General features: G+C 46.4%; 16 protein-coding genes and 2 tRNA genes. 6 read left to right on the top strand and 12 right to left on the bottom strand.

The window, feature by feature from the left end; translation table 11 throughout:
- Positions 1 to 215 precede the first annotated feature (215 nt).
- From gltB to L1D15_RS07140, 3 genes are all read left to right on the top strand, one after another.
- Positions 216 to 4679, top strand: coding sequence for a glutamate synthase large subunit (gene gltB, locus L1D15_RS07150; RefSeq protein ID WP_239875176.1), 4464 nt, complete (start codon positions 216 to 218; stop codon positions 4677 to 4679).
- Between the two features lie 20 nt (positions 4680 to 4699).
- The gene (locus L1D15_RS07145) at positions 4700 to 6112 is read left to right on the top strand and encodes an FAD-dependent oxidoreductase (RefSeq protein WP_239875175.1); all 1413 of its coding nucleotides are present in this window, start codon (positions 4700 to 4702) and stop codon (positions 6110 to 6112) included.
- Positions 6113 to 6202: 90 nt separating this feature from the next.
- Positions 6203 to 6631: a DUF1499 domain-containing protein gene (locus L1D15_RS07140; protein ID WP_239875174.1), complete on the top strand. Its 429-nt coding sequence runs from the start codon at positions 6203 to 6205 to the stop codon at positions 6629 to 6631.
- 65 nt (positions 6632 to 6696) lie between these two features.
- Here the strand turns inward: L1D15_RS07140 and truB are convergent, their stop codons facing one another.
- The 10 genes from truB to L1D15_RS07090 all read right to left on the bottom strand — a co-directional run bounded on the left by truB (position 6697) and on the right by L1D15_RS07090 (position 14821).
- On the bottom strand, positions 6697 to 7644 hold the full coding sequence (gene truB, locus L1D15_RS07135) for a tRNA pseudouridine(55) synthase TruB (protein WP_239875173.1): 948 nt from the start codon (positions 7642 to 7644) through the stop codon (positions 6697 to 6699).
- Positions 7644 to 8057, bottom strand: coding sequence for a 30S ribosome-binding factor RbfA (gene rbfA / locus L1D15_RS07130; protein ID WP_239837748.1), 414 nt, complete (start codon positions 8055 to 8057; stop codon positions 7644 to 7646). The genes truB and rbfA overlap by 1 nt, the downstream gene beginning before the upstream one ends.
- A gap of 114 nt (positions 8058 to 8171) precedes the next feature.
- Positions 8172 to 10817 carry a translation initiation factor IF-2 gene (infB, locus tag L1D15_RS07125; protein WP_239875172.1) on the bottom strand — a complete coding sequence of 882 codons (2646 nt, stop codon included), beginning with the start codon at positions 10815 to 10817 and terminating at the stop codon, positions 8172 to 8174.
- 22 nt (positions 10818 to 10839) lie between these two features.
- Positions 10840 to 12327: a transcription termination factor NusA gene (gene nusA, locus L1D15_RS07120; RefSeq protein WP_239875171.1), complete on the bottom strand. Its 1488-nt coding sequence runs from the start codon at positions 12325 to 12327 to the stop codon at positions 10840 to 10842.
- Between the two features lie 24 nt (positions 12328 to 12351).
- Complete coding sequence (gene rimP, locus L1D15_RS07115; RefSeq protein WP_239837751.1) at positions 12352 to 12807, bottom strand: ribosome maturation factor RimP; 456 nt, start codon at positions 12805 to 12807, stop codon at positions 12352 to 12354.
- A gap of 212 nt (positions 12808 to 13019) precedes the next feature.
- A tRNA-Met gene (locus tag L1D15_RS07110) sits at positions 13020 to 13096 on the bottom strand.
- A gap of 55 nt (positions 13097 to 13151) precedes the next feature.
- A tRNA-Leu gene (locus L1D15_RS07105) sits at positions 13152 to 13235 on the bottom strand.
- Positions 13236 to 13250: 15 nt separating this feature from the next.
- Positions 13251 to 13586 carry a preprotein translocase subunit SecG gene (gene secG, locus L1D15_RS07100; protein ID WP_006958051.1) on the bottom strand — a complete coding sequence of 112 codons (336 nt, stop codon included), beginning with the start codon at positions 13584 to 13586 and terminating at the stop codon, positions 13251 to 13253.
- A 220-nt stretch (positions 13587 to 13806) separates the two neighbouring features.
- On the bottom strand, positions 13807 to 14310 hold the full coding sequence (locus L1D15_RS07095) for an N-acetyltransferase (protein WP_239837752.1): 504 nt from the start codon (positions 14308 to 14310) through the stop codon (positions 13807 to 13809).
- Positions 14294 to 14821: an SCP2 domain-containing protein gene (locus L1D15_RS07090; protein WP_239875170.1), complete on the bottom strand. Its 528-nt coding sequence runs from the start codon at positions 14819 to 14821 to the stop codon at positions 14294 to 14296. Before L1D15_RS07090 ends, L1D15_RS07095 begins: the two co-directional genes overlap by 17 nt.
- A 197-nt stretch (positions 14822 to 15018) precedes the next feature.
- Here L1D15_RS07090 and L1D15_RS07085 point away from each other — a divergent pair, with 197 nt between their 5' ends.
- From L1D15_RS07085 to L1D15_RS07075, 3 genes are all read left to right on the top strand, one after another.
- Entirely contained in the window at positions 15019 to 17058 is a 2040-nt protein-coding gene (locus tag L1D15_RS07085; RefSeq protein ID WP_239875169.1) for a bifunctional diguanylate cyclase/phosphodiesterase, read from the top strand.
- 135 nt (positions 17059 to 17193) lie between these two features.
- Entirely contained in the window at positions 17194 to 18207 is a 1014-nt protein-coding gene (locus tag L1D15_RS07080) for a peptidase U32 family protein (protein ID WP_239875168.1), read from the top strand.
- 20 nt (positions 18208 to 18227) lie between these two features.
- Entirely contained in the window at positions 18228 to 19106 is an 879-nt protein-coding gene (locus tag L1D15_RS07075) for a U32 family peptidase (RefSeq protein WP_239875430.1), read from the top strand.
- A 70-nt stretch (positions 19107 to 19176) separates the two neighbouring features.
- Here the strand turns inward: L1D15_RS07075 and lysS are convergent, their stop codons facing one another.
- Together lysS and prfB are read right to left on the bottom strand one after the other, a co-directional pair.
- Positions 19177 to 20694, bottom strand: coding sequence for a lysine--tRNA ligase (gene lysS / locus L1D15_RS07070; protein WP_239865179.1), 1518 nt, complete (start codon positions 20692 to 20694; stop codon positions 19177 to 19179).
- 50 nt (positions 20695 to 20744) lie between these two features.
- A protein-coding gene (prfB, locus tag L1D15_RS07065) for a peptide chain release factor 2 (protein ID WP_126575070.1) occupies positions 20745 to 21843 on the bottom strand; the annotation gives its coding sequence in 2 pieces (ribosomal slippage) (positions 20745 to 21767 and positions 21769 to 21843; 1098 coding nt in all).
- Positions 21844 to 21975 lie beyond the last annotated feature (132 nt).

Raw genomic sequence — 21975 nt, 5'->3', positions numbered from 1 at the left:
GTGATAAATCACCAAAAACTTGACCTTTTCTATCATAAGCTATACGTTGTGAAGTCGATGAAAATGAATTCATCTTATTTTGTAAAATAATAAAGAAGATTTTGTGTTTATTTATGCAAAAATTAACAAATTAAAAGCATAATTAGTCATATATACCAACCCTTATCATGTTGGTAGTTCTGTCTAGAAGACAGAGAAGCAAAGGGAGAATTGCAATGGCTTTATATGATCCTAGTCTTGAGAAAGACAACTGTGGATTTGGTCTGATTGCGCACATGGATGGGCAACCAAGTCACAAACTGGTTCGTACGGCAATTTCGGCATTAGATCGCATGACTCATCGTGGTGGTATCGCCGCTGATGGTAAAACCGGTGATGGTTGTGGCCTTCTATTACAAAAGCCCGATTCCTATTTACGCCTTATCGCTGAAGAAAGTGGCTTTAACCTTGGCAAGCAATATGCCGTAGGGATGCTTTTCTTCAATCAAGACCCGATCAAAGCCCAACTTGCCAAGGACATCGTCAACAAAGAACTCGCACAAGAGACATTAACTGTTGCGGGTTGGCGTGAAGTACCAACTAATTCAGAAGTACTCGGCCCAATAGCCGCCGATTCACTTCCAAACATTCAGCAAGTCTTTATCTCTGCTCCGGCAGGTTGGCGCGAGCGTGACATTGAACGTCGCCTCTACATCGCACGTCGTCGAATCGAGAAACAAATCACCGAAGATCCAGATTTCTACATCTGTAGCTTGTCGACACAAGTTCTGGTCTACAAAGGCTTGTGCATGCCGGCGGACTTACCGCGCTTCTATCTTGATCTTGCTGATCTACGCATGGAATCCGCTATCTGCCTGTTCCACCAACGTTTTTCAACTAATACTCAACCTCGTTGGCCGCTGGCTCAACCATTCCGCTACCTTGCTCACAATGGTGAGATCAACACTATCGAAGGTAACCGCCAATGGGCTCGTGCTCGGGCTTACAAGTTCTCATCACCACTACTACCTGACTTACAAACTGCGGCGCCATTTGTGAACGAGACAGGTTCAGATTCTTCCAGCCTAGATAATATGCTGGATCTCTTTTTAGCTGGTGGTATGGATATTTTCCGTGCGATGCGCATGCTTGTGCCACCAGCATGGCAAAACCACCCAGATATGGATCCGGATCTGCGAGCGTTTTACGACTTCAACTCCAAACATATGGAACCATGGGATGGCCCGGCAGGTATCGTACTGTCCGATGGCCGTTACGCTGCCTGTAACCTAGATCGAAATGGTCTGCGTCCTGCACGCTATGTGATTACCAAAGACAAGTTGATCACTCTGGCTTCTGAGGTGGGGATTTGGGATTACGCTCCAGATGAAGTTGCCGAGAAAGGCCGTGTTGGTCCAGGTGAACTACTGGTTATCGACACTAGAAAAGGTAAGCTTTGGCAATCGAGCGAGATTGATAACGACCTGAAATCTCGTCACCCTTATCGCGAATGGATGAAAAACAACGTTCGCAAACTCACACCTTTTGCTCAGCTACCTGAAGATCAAGTGGGTGAACGTAGCTTTGATGAAGACTTGCTTAAGACTTATCAAAAGCAATTCGCTATGAGCAATGAAGAGGTCGATCAAGTACTGCGTGTCCTTGGTGATATGGGCCAAGAAGCGGTCGGCTCCATGGGTGATGACACCCCGATGGCCGTCTTATCCTCTAGAGAGCGCTTGGTAACGGACTACTTCCGCCAGAAGTTCGCTCAGGTAACCAACCCGCCAATCGATCCATTGCGTGAAAAACACGTAATGTCACTGGCGACCAGTATTGGTCAGGAGATGAACGTCTTCTGTGAAACCGATGGCCACGCCTACCGAGTGACCTTCGATTCGCCAGTATTGCTTTACTCAGACATGCAACAGTTACTCGAGCTTGGTGATGATCACTACCGTAATACCATTCTCGATATCAACTACGATCCACAACAGAAAGATCTCAAACAAGCCATTGATGATCTGTGTGAGCAAGCAGAACAAGTGGTGCGTGAAGGCACGGTTCTAGTCGTGCTTTCAGATCGCGCTTTAGTCAAAGGCAAACTGCCAATTCCTGCAGCCATGGCAGTCGGTGCGGTTCAAACTCGCTTGATTGATGCCAACTTACGTTGTGATGCCAACATTGTTGTTGAGACAGCCACTGCACGTGACCCACACCAATTTGCCGTCTTGCTTGGCTTTGGTGCCACTGCTATTTACCCATACCTTGCTTATGAAGCGCTAGGTAAGCTGATTGATGATAAAGCGCTAGAAAAAGACTATCGCGATGTGATGCAAAACTACCAATACGGCATCAACAAAGGTCTGTACAAGATCATGTCGAAAATGGGGATTTCTACCATCGCCTCTTACCGCTGCTCACAACTATTTGAAGCGGTTGGCTTAAGCCAAGAAGTGGTCGACTTATGCTTTAAAGGCGTGACGACTCGTATTGAAGGCGCGAACTTCGATGACTTCCAACAAGACTTGTACAACCTTTCTCGTAAAGCTTGGGCGAAACGAAAAGCCATCGAGCATGGTGGCTTATTGAAATATGTCCACGGTGGTGAATATCACGCCTACAACCCAGACGTGGTTGGCACACTGCAAACTGCGGTGAAATCAGGTGAAAGTAACGATTATCAGAGCTTTGCTAAGCAGGTGAACCAACGCCCTGTTGCCATGCTGCGTGACTTAATGGCGCTGAAAAAATCAGACTCACCGCTACCACTTGAGCAAATCGAACCTAGCACTGAGCTCTTCAAACGCTTTGATTCTGCGGCGATGTCCATTGGCGCACTTAGCCCAGAAGCGCACGAAGCACTTGCAACAGCGATGAACCGTCTCGGTGGCTACTCTAACTCAGGAGAAGGTGGTGAAGATCCACGTCGCTTCGGTACAGAGCGTAACTCACGTATCAAGCAGATTGCTTCTGGGCGATTTGGTGTAACGCCTCACTACCTTACCAATGCAGATGTACTGCAAATCAAGGTGGCACAGGGGGCGAAGCCGGGTGAAGGTGGCCAGTTACCGGGACACAAAGTCACCGCAGAAATCGCGAAACTGCGTTATTCGGTACAAGGGGTGACTCTGATCTCCCCTCCTCCGCACCATGATATTTATTCGATTGAAGATTTAGCTCAGCTTATCTTCGACCTAAAACAGGTCAATCCAAATGCGCTGGTTTCGGTGAAATTAGTTTCTGAACCAGGCGTCGGCACCATCGCAACAGGTGTCGCGAAAGCTTACGCTGATCTTATTACCATCTCGGGTTACGACGGCGGTACCGCAGCAAGTCCATTAACTTCAGTGAAATACGCAGGTAGCCCTTGGGAATTGGGACTGGCAGAGACACAACAAGCACTGGTTGCCAATGGTCTACGCCATAAGATCCGTCTACAAGTAGATGGCGGTCTAAAAACGGGGCTAGACGTGGTGAAAGCGGCGATTCTCGGTGCCGAAAGCTTCGGTTTTGGTACTGCACCAATGGTGGCAATGGGTTGTAAGTTCCTACGTATTTGTCACCTCAACAACTGTGCTACTGGCGTTGCAACTCAAGACGAGACATTGCGTAAAGAGTACTTCAAGGGCCTGCCGGAAATGGTGATGAACTACTTCATCGGTCTGGCGGACGAAGTGCGCGGATTACTTGCTGAACTTGGTGTTGAAAAACTGACTGACTTGATTGGTCGTACCGATTTGTTGGAAACCGTTGAAGGTCTGACAGCAAAACAAACCAAGCTGGATTTGTCGAATATCCTCGAGGCACCAGTCTCTCCAGAAGGACACCCTCTTTACTGGACACAGCCAAACACACCATTTGATAAAGCAGAGCTAAACAACAAGATCATTGAAGATGCGCTGCAAGCGGTTGAGAAACGTCAATCTGCTAGCTTCTTCTACAACGTGATCAACACCGACCGTTCTGTGGGTGCTCGCCTATCCGGTGAAATCGCTCAGCGCTACGGCAATCAAGGCATGGCGGCAACGCCAATCAAACTGCACTTAGATGGTACTGCAGGTCAGTCATTTGGCGTTTGGAACGCGGGTGGCGTAGAGCTTTACCTCACTGGTGATGCCAACGACTACGTAGGTAAAGGCATGGCTGGCGGTAAGGTAGTTATCAAACCTCACCTTGGCACTGCATTTAAGTGTAATGAGGCGACCATCATTGGTAACACCTGTCTGTACGGGGCAACTGGCGGTAAGTTGTTTGCCGCAGGTAAAGCCGGTGAGCGTTTCGGCGTACGTAACTCAGGTACGATTGCCGTCATTGAAGGCGCTGGCGATAACGCTTGTGAGTACATGACCGGAGGTATTGTTGCCATTCTTGGCGCGACCGGCGTGAACTTTGGCGCAGGTATGACGGGCGGTTTTGCTTATGTCTTGGATGAAAACCAAGACTTCCAAGGTCACGTGAACAATGAATCCGTTGAAGCGATTTCTTTGTCGGATCTCTACATACATCAAGAGCACTTACGTGGTCTAATTGCCGAGCATCTTGAAGAAACTGGCTCTAGCCACGCAGAAAATATCTTGGCGAACTTTGATGAATGGATTCCAAAGTTCTACTTGGTGAAGCCTCAAGCGGCGGATTTGCGTACGCTACTTGGTCACCAGAGTCGCAGTGCCGCAGAACTGCGCGTTCAAGCCCAGTAATCATGGAGGATGTTTGAATCATGAGTCAGAACGTTTATCAATTTATCGATGTTCAACGCGTAGATCCTGCGAAGAAGCCTATCAAAGTTCGGAAGATCGAGTTCGTTGAAATCTATGAGCCATTTACCAAGCAACAAGCGACTGCACAAGCGGATCGCTGCTTAGATTGTGGTAACCCTTACTGTGAATGGAAGTGCCCTGTCCATAACTACATCCCACAATGGCTAAAGCTTGCCAATGAAGGCCGTATTCTTGAAGCTGTTGAGCTGTCCCACCAAACCAACAGCTTACCTGAAGTTTGTGGTCGAGTTTGTCCACAAGATCGCCTGTGTGAGGGCTCTTGTACTCTCAATGATGACTTTGGCGCTGTCACCATAGGTAACATTGAAAAATACATTACCGACAAAGCTTTCGAAATGGGTTGGAAGCCAGATATGTCGAAGGTGGAATGGACCGATAAAAAGGTCGCCATCATTGGCGCAGGCCCAGCCGGCTTGGCCGCTGCTGATATCCTAGTGCGCAATGGCGTCAAACCTGTCGTATTTGATCGCTACCCTGAAATTGGTGGACTACTGACCTTCGGTATCCCTTCATTCAAGCTTGAAAAAGGCGTGATGGAAAACCGTCGTCGCGTCTTCACCGAGATGGGCGTTGAGTTCAAGATGAATGTCGAAGTAGGTAAAGATGTGCAAATGCAAGAGCTACTTGATGAGTACGATGCGGTCTTTTTGGGTGTTGGTACTTACAAGTACATGCGTGCGGGACTAGAAAATGAAGGTGCGCCGGGCGTTTACGATGCTCTGCCATTCTTGATTTCAAATACGTACAAGGTCATGGACTTGGAGCACGACCAACCTTTTATCGACATGGCAAAGCAACGCGTAGTGGTACTCGGTGGTGGTGATACCGCGATGGACTGTGTTCGTACCTCTATCCGCCAAGGCGCGTCAAGCGTTGTATGTGCTTACCGTCGTGATGAAGCCAATATGCCAGGCTCTCGTCGCGAGGTGAAAAATGCCAAGGAAGAAGGCGTGAAGTTCATGTTCAACCTTCAGCCTTTAGGAATTGAAGTGGATGCGTCAGGCAAAGTCTCAGGGGTCAAAGTGGTGAAAACTGCCCTTGGTGAACCTGATGATGCAGGCCGCCGACGTCCAGAACCCGTCGAAGGCAGTGAGCACGTTCTACCAGCAGACGTCGTGATCATGGCGTTTGGTTTCCAGCCGCACAAAATGGATTGGCTAGCACCATTTGATGTCGAGTTGGATCAATGGGGGCGTATCAAAGCTCCTGCGAAACAAGAGTTCCAATTCCAGACCAGCAACGAAAAGATCTTTGCGGGTGGCGATGCGGTACGAGGCTCAGATTTAGTCGTCACTGCGATTGATGAAGGTCGAAAAGCGGCGGAAGGCATTCTCGATTACCTTGAAGTTTAATCCCAGCTAACGTCTCAAAAAGGATCCTACAATTGGATCCTTTTTTCTTTTATTACATATAATTAAGTTCGTAATATAAGGAATAAAACAATGAAAAAAGCCGCTCTCCTTTCTATCACTTTGCTCGGCTTAACTGCTTGTAGCCAAGGAGTCACAACCATGACGGATCGTTCTCAATTACCTTGTGGTGACAAACCAAACTGCGTTTCTACCCAAGACACACGTGAAGAATACAACCTAGCACCATTCACCTTAACCGAATCCGCAAACATCGATGCCATTGAGCAAGTGGCACTTGAACTGTCAGGCGCGAAGGCAGCGGTGAAAGAAGGCAATTATCTGCGAATCGAGTGCACATCCAAGATCATGCGCTTTGTGGACGATTTAGAACTCAAGCTCGAAGGCGATCAGTTGATTGTTCGTTCCGAGTCTCGCGTTGGCTATTCAGACTTTGGCGTGAACCGTAAACGTGCTGAACAACTGAGAGAAGCTCTTCAAGCCAGCAACCTTATAGAGTAGAGCGTTTCTTTGCACAATAAAAAACCGAAGCACTAAGCTTCGGTTTTTGTACTCGTAATTAGTGATTACTCAGCGTCACCACGAAAAACAACTAAACGCTTTGGCGCGACTTTACCATCATCATTAACCTCAGCAACACCAATAAAAAGCTTCTCGTCACCAGACGTCATACGCAGCGCAGTCCCTTCTGGAGCACCGAGTACTTGTACTGGCATACCATGCTGCACTAAATCTGTTAGCTCAGCGTTTAGGTTCACCTCAGGTAAATCTTCAACGGCAGTGTCCATTGGCAGTAGTAGAGGGTCAAGCAACTCTTTAGGCGCGACTTCATCACGATGCGCTTGCTCTAAAAGTTCATTAAGCTGCTCTAAAGTGACCATCTTCTCATATGGGTATTTCGCAACCCCAGTACGACGTAGCATAGTAACGTGGGCACCACATCCCAGCATTTCACCGAGGTCATCAACGATAGTACGAATGTAAGTCCCTTTTGAGCAGTGGACCTCCATTTCAACTTCATCACCCTCAAAACGATGCAGAATAATTTCGTATACAGTGATTTTTCGCGATTCACGAGGTAATTCAATACCTTGACGAGCATATTCGTAAAGTGGCTTCCCTTGGTATTTCAATGCTGAAAACATCGATGGGACTTGATCAGATTCACCTCGGAACTTATCAATACACTTTTCAAGTTGCTCTAATGAAACACTAACTGGACGAGTTTCAACCACTTCTCCATCGGAATCAGAGGTGTCAGTTCGCTCACCCAGTTTAGCGATCACTCGATAACGCTTATCTGAATCTAATAGAAATTGAGAGAACTTGGTTGCCTCACCAAGGCAGATGGGTAACATGCCTGTCGCGAGAGGATCCAGAGCGCCGGTATGTCCGGCTTTTTCAGCAAAATAGATGCGCTTTACTTTCTGCAGAGCATCATTCGATGAAATACCTGTTGGCTTGTCTAAAAGGACAACACCATTAATTGGACGACCTTTACGACGACGAGCCATTACGCGTTACCTTCTTCCGAATTCTCATCTTCACGACCAGCATCTTGCTGTTTTCGTTTGTCTTCACTGATCACTTCACTGACCAAATTAGACATACGCATACCTTCGACAAGTGTATTGTCGTAATGGAAGCGAATTTCAGGAGTCAAGCGTAAACGGATACGCTTACCTAGCATCATACGGATGTGCACTTCATGCTCACGTAGTGCTTCTAGGCAAGACTCTGGTGTTTGCTCGCCCACACAAAGGAAAGTGACAAACACTTTGGCATAAGCTAGGTCACGCGACACTTCTACATCAGAAATGGTCACCATACCTAAGCGAGAATCACGAACTTCACGCTGAAGGATCATCGCAAGTTCTTTTTGCAGCTGCTGTGCAACGCGCTGCGTTCGGCTAAATTCTTTTGACATATCTTTTCTCTTATTAGAAAGAATGGGGGGATGGATAAATTCCAACCCCCCATGGCGTATTCAACAACCAATTACGGCTTAACTATCAATAAGTAAGCCTGTAATTATAGTCAATTAGTCTAGAGTACGTTTCACTTCAACGACTTCAAATACTTCGATTTGGTCACCAACGCGAACATCATTGTAGTTCTTAACGCCGATACCACATTCGTAGCCGTTCTTAACTTCTTGAACGTCATCTTTAAAGCGACGCAGTGACTCTAGCTCACCTTCGTAGATAACAACGTTATCACGTAGTACACGGATAGGGTTGTTACGTTTGATAAGGCCTTCCGTAACCATACAACCTGCGATAGCACCCAGTTTCGGTGACTTAAACACATCACGTACTTCAGCAAGACCAATGATCTCTTGCTTAAATTCTGGAGCAAGCATACCACCCATGGCTTGTTTCACTTCATCAATCAATTGGTAAATGATTGAGTAGTAACGTAGGTCAAGGTTTTCGTTCTCTACAGCACGACGAGCTGTCGCATCAGCACGAACGTTAAAGCCTAGGATAATAGCATTCGACGCGGCAGCTAGAACGGCATCCGTTTCCGTGATACCGCCTACACCAGAGCCCACAATGTTCACTTTCACTTCGTCAGTAGAAAGTTTCACTAGAGAATCTGCGATTGCTTCAACCGAACCCTGAACGTCAGCTTTAAGTACCACGTTAAGCTCAGCAACTTCACCAGCAGCCATGTTAGAGAACATGTTCTCAAGTTTGGCTTTCTGTTGACGTGCTAGTTTCACATCGCGGAACTTACCTTGACGGTAGTTAGCAACTTCACGCGCTTTACGCTCGTCACGTACAACGGTTGCTTCGTCACCAGATGCTGGCACACCTGACAGACCGATGATTTCTACAGGGATAGATGGACCCGCAGTAAAGATCTCTTGACCATTCTCGTCACGCATTGCACGAACACGGCCATATTCTTGACCACAAAGAATAATATCGCCTTTGTTCAACGTACCAGACTGAACCAGTACAGTAGCAACAGGACCACGACCTTTATCTAAGCGAGATTCAACAACCACACCAGATGCCATGCCTTCTTCTACCGCTGTAAGCTCAAGAACTTCAGATTGTAGAAGGATAGTTTCTAGTAGACCATCAATGTTGGTACCCTGCTTGGCAGAGATGTGAACAAACATGTTCTCACCGCCCCACTCTTCAGGAATAACGTCATACTGAGCTAGCTCATTCTTCACGTTATCTGGGTTCGCATCTTCTTTATCGATCTTGTTCACAGCAACAATCAGAGGCACACCTGCCGCTTTCGCGTGCTGGATCGCTTCGATGGTTTGTGGCATTACGCCATCGTCTGCTGCAACTACTAGAACAACGATATCTGTCGCTTGAGCACCACGAGCACGCATTGCGGTAAACGCCGCGTGTCCAGGAGTATCAAGGAAAGTGATCATACCGTTTTCAGTTTCAACGTGGTATGCACCGATGTGCTGTGTAATACCGCCCGCTTCACCTGAAGCAACGTGTGCTTTACGGATGTAGTCTAGTGTCGATGTCTTACCATGGTCAACGTGGCCCATGATAGTCACAACTGGTGCACGTGGAACCGCTTCTGCGTTGCTATCACGATCAGACAATACCGCTTCTTCAAGCTCATTCTCTTTGCGCAGGATAACTTTATGGCCCATTTCTTCAGCAACAAGTGCCGCTGTTTCTTGGTCAATAACCTGGTTGATAGTCGCCATAGCGCCCATCTTCATCATAACTTTGATGACTTCCGTGCCTTTTACTGACATTTTGCTTGCCAGCTCAGAAACCACGATAGTTTCACCAATAACAACGTCCGCTTTAGCAACCGTTGCTGTCTTATCGAAGCCTTGTTGCATTGAAGCAGGTTTCGCCAGTTTACCTTTGTTACGACCCTTACCGCCACGCTGGTTACGACCACCACGGTTGTTTTGCTCATCGTTGCCAGAAGCTTTCTTCTTCTTCTTACGACGGCCACCTTCTTCACGACGGTCAGCGGCATCTTCTGCTTCACGTGCATAAGATGAAGTCGTGACATGGTAGTCAGAGTTTTCTAGCTCTTTCTTCTTCTGTTCCGCTTCACTCCAGCGAGCTTCATTTTCTTCCGCCAGCTTACGAGCTTCTTCAACAAGCTTAGCTGCTTCTTGTTCCGCTTTACGCTGTGCTTCTTCTTCCTGACGACGTTTCAGTTCGTCAGCTTCTTGTTTCGCTTGCGCGTTCACTTCTGCACTTTTTGTTGCATTCATGTCTTTCTTAGCCTTATCAGCTTGTACGCGTTTGGCTTTTTCTTCAGCTTCACGTTTTGCGTCCGCTTCTCGCTTCGCTTTTTCTTCGGCCTCGCGTTGTGCTTTCTCTGCAGCTTCACGCTTTGCTGCTTCCTCAGCCTCGCGGTTTGCGTCGTCTTCGATAGTGCTGCGCTTCACATAAGTGCGCTTTTTGCGCACTTCTACTTGAACATCCTTACTCTTGCCGCCACCAGCATTAACGCTGAGTGTGCTGCGAGTTTTACGCTGTAGAGTTAAACGAGTTGGCTCAGCTTCACCAGAAGTATCACCGTGCTCTTTTTTCAGGTGGGTAAGAAGCTTTTGCTTCTCTTCTTCAGTCACCTGATCTGCACTCGCTTTTGTCATACCAGCATCAGCAAGTTGCTCTAATAAGCGGTCAACTGGTGTACCAATTTCTTCACTCAGTGCTTTAACAGTAATTTGTGTCATGCCGCTTCCTCCTTGCTGAATATTATGCGTCTTCGCCGAACCAACAGATGTTACGAGCTGCCATAATAAGCTCACCCGCACGTTCTTCAGTTAGGCCATCGATACCTTCTAGGTCATCAATACCTTGGTCTGCTAGGTCTTCCAGTGTTGCTACACCTTTAGCCGCTAGTTTAAATGCCATCTCACGCTCTAGCCCCTCAAGGCCAAGCAAATCTTCTGCTGGCTCTAAGCCTTCAAAAGACTCTTCTTGAGCTAGTGCTAGGGTGGTAAGGGCATCTTTAGCACGACTACGTAGTTCTTCAACTAAGTCTTCGTCTAGACCATCCACTTCAAGAAGTTCGTTTACAGGTACGTAAGCGACTTCTTCCAGAGTAGAAAAGCCTTCTTCAACCAATAATTGAGCGAAATCTTCTTCGATATCTAGATACTTCATGAAGTTTTCGATCGACGCTTGAGACTCTTCAGCATGTTTTTTCTGTAGGTCTTCAACTGTCATCACGTTCAGTTCCCAACCCGTAAGTTGAGAAGCCAAACGGACGTTTTGACCATTACGGCCGATTGCTTGTGCTAGGTTATCCGCTTCAACCGCGATGTCCATTGCGTGCGCATCTTCATCAACAATGATAGAAGCCACATCAGCCGGAGCCATTGCATTGATAACGAACTGAGCTGGGTTATCATCCCAAAGCACGATATCAATACGCTCGCCACCTAGCTCGCCAGAAACCGCTTGTACACGTGCACCACGCATACCTACACACGCACCAACAGGGTCAATACGTTTGTCATTTGTTTTCACAGCGATCTTCGCACGAGAACCTGGATCACGAGCTGCAGCTTTCAGTTCAATGATCTCTTCTGCAATTTCCGGCACTTCAACACGGAATAGTTCTGCCAGCATCTCTGGTTTAGAACGCGTGATGAATAATTGGAAACCTCGCGCTTCTGGCGCTACTCGATAAAGAAGACCACGAACACGGTCACCTGGACGATGGTTTTCACGAGGAAGCTGGTCATCACGTAAGATTACCGCTTCAGCATTATTACCTAGATCAAGAACGATGGTATCGCGATTAACCTTTTTCACTACGCCAGTAACCAATTCACCTTCATTGTCGATGAACTGCTCAACGATCTGTGCGCGCTCAGCTTCACGTACTTTTTGTACAATTACTTGCTTTGCAGTTTGCGTCGTAATACGGTCAAACGTGACGGATTCGATCTCGTCTTCAACATAATCACCCAGCTCAATAGTTTCATCTTCAAACTGTGCAGCTTCAAGTGAAATTTCTTTTGTTGGGTTTTCAACGTCTTCAACAACCAACCAACGACGGAAAGTATCGAACTCTCCGGTCTTACGGTCAATTTCAACACGAACATCGATTTCGATTTCGTGCTTTTTCTTTGTAGATGTAGCTAGAGCAATCTCTAGGGCTTCAAAGATGCGCTCACGAGGTACCCCTTTTTCGTTCGATACCGCTTCTGCTACCGCTAAAATTTCTTTACTCATTTTAAATAGCCTCTAAGACCTTAATTAAAATTTAGGGATCAGGTTAGCTTTTGAAATGTTGCTCAAAGCAAACTCTTCAGCGTTGCCGTCCACAGTAACTGTTACTGTTTCACCTTCTATAGCGTGGATAACACCTTTCCACTTACGACGGTTGCCAACAGCCATTTTCAAAACGATGCTTACCTCGTGACCAATAAATTGTTCATAGTGTGCTGCTTTGAAAAGTGGTCTTTCTAAACCTGGAGAAGACACTTCTAGGTTGTAAGCCACGGTGATTGGATCTTCAACGTCCATTACTGCGCTAACCTGACGGCTAACTTCTGCACAGTCATCCACAGTGATGCCATTTTCATGGTCAATAAAGATACGTAGCGTTGAATGTTCGCCTGCGCGAATAAATTCTAATCCAACTAACTCATAACCTGATGCTGCTACTGGAGCTTCAAGCATTTCAGTAAGTTGTCTTTCTAAACCAGTCATTTAAACCACTCCAGAAACAAAAAAAGGGCTCAGAGCCCAATTTAAATTCCAAGCAATGTCCAAATTTCTGCGATACAGAAATTTAGATAACAAAAAACCCCGAAAGTCGGGGTTTTTTGATGCTGGACCCTGATGTGTTAAGCAATTAAAGTTTGCTTAACTCACAGTTGCTATTAGCGACTGTGCAAACTTGTCCACATCCAGTAAAGGATTGGTTGCGGGGGCCGGATTTGAACCGACGACCTTCGGGTTATGAGCCCGACGAGCTACCAAGCTGCTCCACCCCGCGTCCGACTTGTCGAGCATTATACGCTCTCCAAGGTGTTTTACAAGTTTGTAAACAATGGTGCCGAGAGAGGGACTCGAACCCTCACACCTAAGGCACTAGCACCTCATGCTAGCGTGTCTACCAATTTCACCATCTCGGCAGCTAAATCTTTAGCTTATTGAGGAATTTCGTCGCCTGTAGGGGCTGGAACTTCACTCGCAGCATCATCAGCTTGTTGGATAACTTGACCTTGAGTCGGGTCAACCCACTGAGATTCAGTTTTATGAGTCGACATGTTACCTAGCACTAAGCTAAGGATGAAAAATACTGTTGCAAAAATTGCAGTCATTCGGGTTAGGAAGTTACCTGAGCCGCTTGCGCCAAACACTGTGTTTGATGCGCCTGCACCGAATGAGGCTCCCATATCTGCGCCTTTACCTTGTTGAATCAGCACTAGGCCGATTACACCAACCGCTGCCAACAGGTAAATCACAAGTAGAACTGTAAACATGATTTCCACCTATGTTCCAAATTGTTGAGCCAGCGCCGCTCGAAAACTTTTTGATGTTTTTGAACAAGGCTAGCGACCTCCTTATCGAAGGCCGAGCAATACTAGCGAAACGTTATTACGCTGACAAGTAGAATTTTTCAAAAAAAGACGACTTGATGCCTAAGCGGTCAAAAAAAGGACAAAAGTCATACTTTTCTCATTATTCGCCTAGGTTTTATGCCTAAAATGCTGAAAATTCTGGGCTGTATTCAATCAAGCCACTACGGCCCAAAAACTCACCCTGCGATAACTCTATCACCTGAAACGCACCTTTAGGCACTTCCCATTGGCAATGAAAGCCATAATTTTCACTCGCTTCAAAACCAAATCGCGAGTAATAATCTGGTTCACCGAGTACCACACAAGCTGGATAGCCGAACTCTCTCAGAGACTCAAATCCTTCTTTTACCAGCTCAGCCGCTAAACCTTGGCGTCGATAACCCTCTTTTATCGCCAGCGGTGCTAATCCTTGCCAACTCAACTCTTCGTGATTTAGAGTCACTGGGCTAAACATAACATGCCCAACGACTTCCCCTTCATCATTACAGGCCACCAGCGACAACGTTCTTCGACCGTTTTCTCTTAATCGCATCACTAAATCAGCTTCTGCTTCTGTCTCAAAGGCAGATTTTAGCAGTCTATCCACGGCGAGAATGTCCGCTGGGGCTTCAGTTCGAATAAGCATTGATAACCTCACTTTGTGCAATAGGCGATTGTAACCCTTTCTGCACAAAGTCTGCTAGCTGATTTAATAGCGTTTGCATCGCTTTAGGCAGTTGTTCAAGATCGACACTGTCCATCAGGTTTTTTACTTCTAACCCCAGCTCAGTATCACCTTCTATAAACAGCCGACGCTGAAAAAATAATGTATCCGGATCTTCCTTTCTTCCTGCGATTAACACCAGATCATTTAGATTTCCTCCAAAAGCTACATCTTCTTGAACCGGCGAATCCGCAACAATCAACTTGTCCTTTTGATAGCTAATATACCAACTCAGACTCATATCTTTTACTTCAACTTTCAACCACTTATCTTGGAGGAACTCAAAGTCACCATCCTCTAAGGCCTCTTTAAACACACTCTTTAGCCCATCTAATAAGACTTTTTTTTGTACAATTTGAGGTAATAAGTGGACTGGAGATCGCAAAATTGATGCAGCATTTTGAACTAGTTGGGTACGAATCTTGTTAATCACGCGCGTTATCCGTTACTTTGTAAATAAGGAATTCATCATAATGGATGATGATGGAGCGATTCCTGTTGTGTATCAAAATTTCGTCTAATGCCCCTAAACCTTTAATCTAGCGGCAATCACAGTTATAGTTATTGATATCGCTTCAGTTCACAGCTCTGTGACTCGTATTGCTCTTGGGAGAGTCGGTAATACCTTTGATGCTTTCGCAACAACTACAGCATTGGTTCATGAAGATGACGGCGAATAGTCCGTTTTTTTTCGCTATCTTAGATAACCAACATAACTATGCCATGGTTAATGGCCGCTATTGCGATATCGCGGGGCTATCCAATCAAGAGCTAGTTGGTATGAACGATACTCAAACTCTGGGTAAGCATTTTTATAATCAACTCAAGCCTTATTATGAACGAGCGTTCAAAGGAGAATCTCTCGAAGCAGAAATTACGCTCAATGAAATCGATCTCGAAACCAGCCTACATTTCAGCCTCACCCCTGTAGAAATCGACAACAACATTGAACACGTGGTTTTTCACGCTGTAGATACTTCAGAGAAGCACATTCTTGTTCGTTCGTTAGAAGAATCCGAAGGTAAATTTTCTACTCTGACGACTTTGCTGCCTGATGGCCTTTTGATCGTTGAGGAAGACTGTATTATTTTCGCCAACCCGGCAGCAGTGCGGTTGTTGGGCTTCGAAAGCAGCAGGGATTTGCTAGGCGAAGAGCTTTCACGCCTGTTTGTTGATGAAAAAACCAAAACTGTCTTCAATCAATCACTAAGCCATTCACTTGCCAAAAACCCTCTGACTTGCCTGACTGGACCAAGGTGTGGTTTCGAGCGCCGAGTGCATTTGCACGCTGGCAATGCAATGGTTCTAGGTAGTAATTCACAGCTGGTCCTTATCCAAGATGCGAATGAAACACCTAAACAGCTCAGCAACAAGCCGCTTGAAGATGCTCACATAGACTCCCTCACAGGTCTATACAATCGCTTTGGCTTTACCAAACGCTTAGAGCAGTTCATTCACAATGAAACACCACTGTTACTGCTTTATTTGGATATTGATAACTTCAAAAACATTAATGATTCTTTAGGTCATCACATCGGTGATAAAGTGATCAAAGAAGTGTCATCACGTCTTAAACGCCTTTTACCGCAACACGCCGTCATTGGACATTTAGGCGGTGATGAATTTGGCTTAATCCTGCCGGAGCCAGAAAATAATCGAATGGCGGAAATTCTTGCGGAACGAATCATTTCTCTCATTAACCAGCCATTTGATTTACACCATTTCAGTAAGCGTCTAGCCTGTTCCATCGGTAGCGTCGCTTATCCTGGAGATGGTAATGACGCCCGTATTCTACTGCAGAATGCCGATACCGCGATGTACGAAGCCAAAGACAGAGGCCGTAACCGCCTGATTAAATTTAATGATCAGATGAACAAAGAAGCGCGTATGCGTTTATGGCTGGAAATTGAGCTGCAAAAAGCCTTACAGCAAAATGGCTTAGAAGTATGGTATCAGCCTAAAGTTAACGCTCGTGACTTCAGTATTAACGGTGCTGAAGCTCTTATCCGTTGGAAACACCCCGTCGAAGGCTATATCAGCCCTGGAGCTTTCATTCCTGTCGCAGAGCGAGCCGGCCTTATTGAACACTTAGGACGGGTTGTCATGCGAGAAGTTTTCAACACTGTAAAACGCTGGAAACTCCAAGGTATTCTACCGGGGCGTGTGGCGATTAACTTATCACCTGAGCAGTTTGGTAATCCGAAATTGATCGATTATATGGAGAAGCTACTGCGTACCACAGAGCTTGACCCTAGTTGCATCACGTTTGAGCTCACCGAAAGTGCGGTAATGAGTGACAGTGAACACACATTGCAAATGCTTAACGCAATCAAAAAACTTGGTTTTGCCTTATCTATCGATGACTTTGGTACTGGTTACTCATCACTGTCTTATCTGGCTCGATTCCCGTTAGATGAGCTTAAGATTGACCGCTCCTTCATTAATGACATCGATACATTACCTAAACAAGTCACGGTTATCGAGAACATCATTAACCTAGGCAAATCACTTAATCTCACCGTAGTGGCCGAAGGGGTTGAAACCCAGCAGCAAGCTACTCTACTTTCCAACCTCAATTGTAACTCAATCCAAGGTTTCCACTTTTATCGCCCTCAACCTAAGCAAGAGGTCGAAGAGCTGTTTGCCCAACATCGTCGCCATAAAAACTGATTGTCACTCACTCTAAATGAGTATTTGACTCAGAAACTTACCTAAACCTGCCTTACATCAAACTCGACACTCGTGTTCCTTCATAAAATGCGGAGCAATTTTCGTAAAGCAGTTATAAACGGATAGGAAGGCACAATGGAACTCCTCTGTCCTGCGGGTAATTTACCAGCTCTCAAAACAGCCATCGATTGTGGTGCTGACGCTGTGTATATCGGCTTCAAAGACGATACCAATGCACGCCATTTCGCTGGGCTCAACTTCACAGGTAAAAAACTGGACAAAGCGGTTCAGTATGTTCACGACCATAACAAAAAGATCCACGTCGCATTGAATACTTTTGCTCATCCCGATGGATTTGAACGCTGGACCGACGCTGTCGATCGCGCTGCCCAAAGTGGTATTGATGCGTTAATTATTGCTGACATTGCCGTTTTGGATTATGCCGCCAATAAATATCCGGATCTCGAACTGCATTTGTCAGTACAAGCTTCTGCAACCAATGTCGCGGCCATCGATTTCTACAAGCGTAATTTCAATGTAAAGCGAGTGGTTCTGCCACGCGTACTATCCATCCATCAAGTCAAACAGCTGTCACGTACTATTCCACAAGATGTCGAACTGGAAGTGTTTGCCTTCGGTAGCTTGTGCATTATGTCTGAAGGACGCTGCTACCTTTCTTCGTATATGACAGGCGAGTCTCCCAATACTGTCGGCGCCTGCTCACCTGCGAAATTTGTTCGTTGGCAGGAGACTGAGCAAGGGCTGGAATCTCGGCTCAATAACATTCTGATTGATCGCTACAGTGACGGAGAAAACGCCGGCTACCCTACTTTATGTAAGGGGCGATTCACCGCCGAGCTAGACGAGCACACTCATGCTTATCATGCACTGGAAGAGCCCACCAGCCTCAACACACTCTCCATGTTGCCAGACTTGTTTGCCGCAAATGTGGCTTCTGTCAAAATCGAAGGGCGTCAACGAAGCCCCGCCTATGTCGAGCAAGTGACTCGAACTTGGCGTGCAGCTATCGACCGCTACTTAGCCAATCCAGAAGCTTATCAAGTTGAGGCGGCCTGGGATGCTGCGCTGGCTAACGTCTCAGAAGGCACTCAGACAACCCTCGGTGCTTACCACCGTAAATGGCAGTAAAGTACAGAAAGGAAAACATGATGAAATACGCCCTTGGCCCTCTACTTTACTTCTGGCCTAAACAAGATGTTGAAGCCTTTTATCTGCAGGCCGCATCCAGCTCCGCCGACATCATTTACCTTGGCGAGAGCGTCTGCTCTAAACGCCGAGAAATGAAACCTGCACATTGGATGGATATTGCAAGATCGCTCAGTCAATCCGGTAAACAAGTGGTGCTCTCCACCATGGCGTTGCTTGAAGCGCCTAGTGAAGTCAACATCATGAAGAAGTACATTGATAATGGCGAATTTGCGATCGAAGCCAACGATGTCTCTGCCATTCAGCTGGCCGCAGAGCACAAAGTGCCGTTTGTCGTCGGACCCGCCGTGAATACCTATAACGCGCATACACTTAAGCTATTTCTTAAGCAAGGTATGACTCGCTGGTGCATGCCAGTAGAACTTTCCCGTGAATGGCTAAGTAAAGTCATGACTCAATGTGAAGACGTAGGCATTCGCGGTCAGTTTGAGGTTGAAGTGTTCAGCCATGGCTATTTGCCACTGGCCTACTCTGCACGCTGCTTCACCGCTCGTGCTGAAAATCGAGCTAAAGACGATTGCGAAACCTGCTGTATTAAATACCCCACAGGCATAAAGGTGAGCAGTCAGGAAGGACAGCAAGTGTTTAACCTCAACGGCATTCAGACTCAATCAGGATATTGCTACAACCTGATTAATGATTTGCCAAACATGCACGGGCTAGTCGATGTCGTTCGCCTTAGTCCACTTGGAATCGAAACCCTTTCAGAATTAAACCATTTTCGGGCTAACGAATCTGGGCAAAGCCCGATGAAAATTGATAACCACCAATGTAATGGTTACTGGCATCAGCTAGCTGGGCTGGAAGTGAAAAACCTCTGATCTTTACGTCATAAAAAAGGCCGATATCACCTCTGTGATATCGGCCTTTTCGCTGTTTTTACACTAGCAATTAAGCTTGTGGGCGCATCGCCGGAAACAGAATTACATCACGGATGGTGTGCGTGTTAGTAAACAGCATCGCTAGACGATCGATACCGATACCTTGACCTGCCGTTGGCGGTAAACCGTGCTCAAGAGCTGTGATGTAGTCCGCATCGTAGTACATAGCTTCGTCATCACCAGCGTCTTTCGCATCAACCTGTGCTTTAAAGCGTGCATCTTGGTCTTCTGCATCGTTAAGCTCAGAGAAGCCATTCGCTACTTCACGACCACCAATGAAGAACTCGAAACGGTCAGTAAAGAATGGGTTGTCATCGCTACGACGAGCAAGAGGAGAAATATCCGCTGGGTAACCAGTGATGAAGGTTGGTTGAATTAGCTGAGGCTCAGCAGTCTCACCAAAGATCTCTTCTAGAAGCTGACCACATGTCCAGAAAGTTTCAACTTCCACGTGTACTGATTTAGCAATCGCAACCATCTTGTCACGGTTAGTCAGGTCTTGTTCTGTTAGCGCTTGGATTTCTGCATGCTCTGGGTTGTAGTGCTTGATTGCTTCAAACATGCTCATGCGAGCGTACTTACCACCAAACTCAACTGTCTCATCACCGTAAGGCATAGACGTTGAACCTAGAACGTCCATTGCAACTGTGCTTAGCATCTCTTCTGTCAGATCCATTAGATCTTTGTAGTCAGCATATGCTTGGTAGAATTCCATCATGGTGAATTCTGGGTTATGGCGAGGAGAAAGACCTTCGTTACGGAAGTTGCGGTTGATCTCGAATACGCGGTCAAAACCACCGACAACCAGACGCTTAAGGTAAAGCTCCGGTGCTACACGAAGGTACATATCGATGTCTAGTGCGTTGTGGTGAGTGATGAATGGGCGAGCCGTTGCACCACCAGGGATCACGTGCATCATTGGCGTTTCCACTTCAAGGTAGCCTTTAGAGCTCATGAAGTTACGGATAGATGATACAAGTTTAGAGCGCACGATAAACGCGTTACGAGACTCTTCGTTTACAATCAGATCAACATAACGCTGACGGTAACGCATCTCTTGGTCAGTCAGGCCGTGGAATTTCTCTGGAAGTGGACGAAGTGCTTTCGTTAGCAGCTCGTATGACTCCATGTTCACGTAAAGGTCGCCTTTACCTGACTTATGAAGAGCACCTTTCACACCGATGATGTCACCGATATCGAGACCTTGGTACTTCTCTTTCAGCTCTTTTTGAACCTCTTTTGCAGCATAGGCCTGAATACGACCAGAGGTTTCTTGAATCGCTAGGAAAGGACCACGCTTTGCCATAACACGACCAGCAATTGCCACAACATGGTTTAGCTCTTCTAGCTCTTCTTTCGTCTTTTCACCGAATTCTGCTTGAAGATCGCCAGCTAGGTGCTCACGACGGAAGTCATTTGGGTGGCCGTTTGCTTTGCAGCTCTGACGGATATGATCCAGTTTAGCGCGACGCTCAGCAATCAGCTTATTCTCTTCTTGTACATTGTCGTTTTGAACAGCATCAGTCATTTTTGATGTATCCTGTCTTTCTTTATGAAAATAGTTTTTCGGTGAAAAGCTTACAGACCTGATTTCAGGCTAGCTTCGATAAATTTGTCTAGATCGCCGTCAAGAACCGCTTGAGTATTGCGGTTTTCAACACCAGTACGCAGATCTTTAATGCGCGAGTCATCCAGTACGTATGAACGAATCTGGCTACCCCAACCAATGTCCGACTTAGCGTCTTCATTGGCTTGCTTCTCTGCATTTTGCTTTTGAATCTCTAATTCAAATAGCTTCGCACGAAGCTGCTTCATTGCCTGATCTTTGTTCTTGTGTTGAGAGCGGTCATTCTGGCACTGAACCACAGTATTGGTTGGAACGTGAGTAATACGTACCGCCGATTCCGTGGTGTTAACGTGCTGACCACCCGCACCGGATGCACGGTATACGTCAATACGTAGATCAGAAGGGTTAATGTCGATGTCGATGTTGTCATCAATCTCTGGGTAGATAAACGCAGAAGCAAACGATGTATGACGACGACCGCTTGAATCGAATGGCGATTTACGAACCAAGCGGTGAACTCCTGTTTCCGTACGTAGCCAACCGTAAGCGTACTCACCGGAGATCTTAACCGTTGCACCTTTAAGGCCCGCAACTTCACCTTCAGAGACTTCGATCACTTCCGTCTTAAAGCCTTTTGCTTCAGCCCAACGCAAGTACATACGTAGCATCATCGATGTCCAGTCTTGCGCTTCCGTACCACCAGAGCCTGACTGCAAATCAATGTAGCAGTCAGATGCATCATGGTCGCCAGAGAACATACGTCGGAATTCGAGCTTTTCTAGCTTAGCTTCAAGCTCAGCAAGCTCTGGCTCAATTTCATCGAAAGTTTCTTGATCTTCTTCTTCCACTGCAAGCTCTAGAAGACCGTCAACGTCCTCCACACCTTGCTCAAGTTGGTCAATCGTTTCCACAACCGCTTCGAGGGCAGAACGCTCTTTACCTAGCGCTTGCGCACGCTCAGGCTCGTTCCACACATCCGGTTGTTCTAGTTCTGCGTTGACTTCTTCTAGACGCTCTTGTTTGGCGTCATAGTCAAAGGTACCCCCTCAGGACATTAGTGCGCTCAGACACGTCCTTAAGGCGGTTTTTAATAGGATTGATTTCAAACATGTTTGCTCAACATTTATGAGTAGAATTTAACCGGAGAATTGTACTGAAAAGTGTGATGAAGATACAGGAATTTTTTGCACTGCGACCTACCTAAAATACAATGAAAAATCCCCTGTCACACAGGGTATGACA

It is taken from the genome of Vibrio sp. Isolate25 (genome assembly GCF_022398025.1).
Lineage (GTDB): Bacteria > Pseudomonadota > Gammaproteobacteria > Enterobacterales > Vibrionaceae > Vibrio > Vibrio coralliilyticus_A.
The sequence above is the reverse complement of the archived record's forward strand: the minus strand, read 5'-3'. Positions and strand labels throughout refer to the sequence as shown.

Coding starts and splice junctions, on each gene's coding strand:
- gltB (WP_239875176.1), top strand. CDS start 216: ATGGCTTTATATGATCCTAGTCTTGAGAAAGACAACTGTGGATTTGGT.
- L1D15_RS07145 (WP_239875175.1), top strand. CDS start 4,700: ATGAGTCAGAACGTTTATCAATTTATCGATGTTCAACGCGTAGATCCT.
- L1D15_RS07140 (WP_239875174.1), top strand. CDS start 6,203: ATGAAAAAAGCCGCTCTCCTTTCTATCACTTTGCTCGGCTTAACTGCT.
- truB (WP_239875173.1), bottom strand. CDS start 7,644: ATGGCTCGTCGTCGTAAAGGTCGTCCAATTAATGGTGTTGTCCTTTTA.
- rbfA (WP_239837748.1), bottom strand. CDS start 8,057: ATGTCAAAAGAATTTAGCCGAACGCAGCGCGTTGCACAGCAGCTGCAA.
- infB (WP_239875172.1), bottom strand. CDS start 10,817: ATGACACAAATTACTGTTAAAGCACTGAGTGAAGAAATTGGTACACCA.
- nusA (WP_239875171.1), bottom strand. CDS start 12,327: ATGAGTAAAGAAATTTTAGCGGTAGCAGAAGCGGTATCGAACGAAAAA.
- rimP (WP_239837751.1), bottom strand. CDS start 12,807: ATGACTGGTTTAGAAAGACAACTTACTGAAATGCTTGAAGCTCCAGTA.
- secG (WP_006958051.1), bottom strand. CDS start 13,586: ATGTTTACAGTTCTACTTGTGATTTACCTGTTGGCAGCGGTTGGTGTA.
- L1D15_RS07095 (WP_239837752.1), bottom strand. CDS start 14,310: ATGCTTATTCGAACTGAAGCCCCAGCGGACATTCTCGCCGTGGATAGA.
- L1D15_RS07085 (WP_239875169.1), top strand. CDS start 15,019: ATGCTTTCGCAACAACTACAGCATTGGTTCATGAAGATGACGGCGAAT.
- L1D15_RS07080 (WP_239875168.1), top strand. CDS start 17,194: ATGGAACTCCTCTGTCCTGCGGGTAATTTACCAGCTCTCAAAACAGCC.
- L1D15_RS07075 (WP_239875430.1), top strand. CDS start 18,228: ATGAAATACGCCCTTGGCCCTCTACTTTACTTCTGGCCTAAACAAGAT.
- lysS (WP_239865179.1), bottom strand. CDS start 20,694: ATGACTGATGCTGTTCAAAACGACAATGTACAAGAAGAGAATAAGCTG.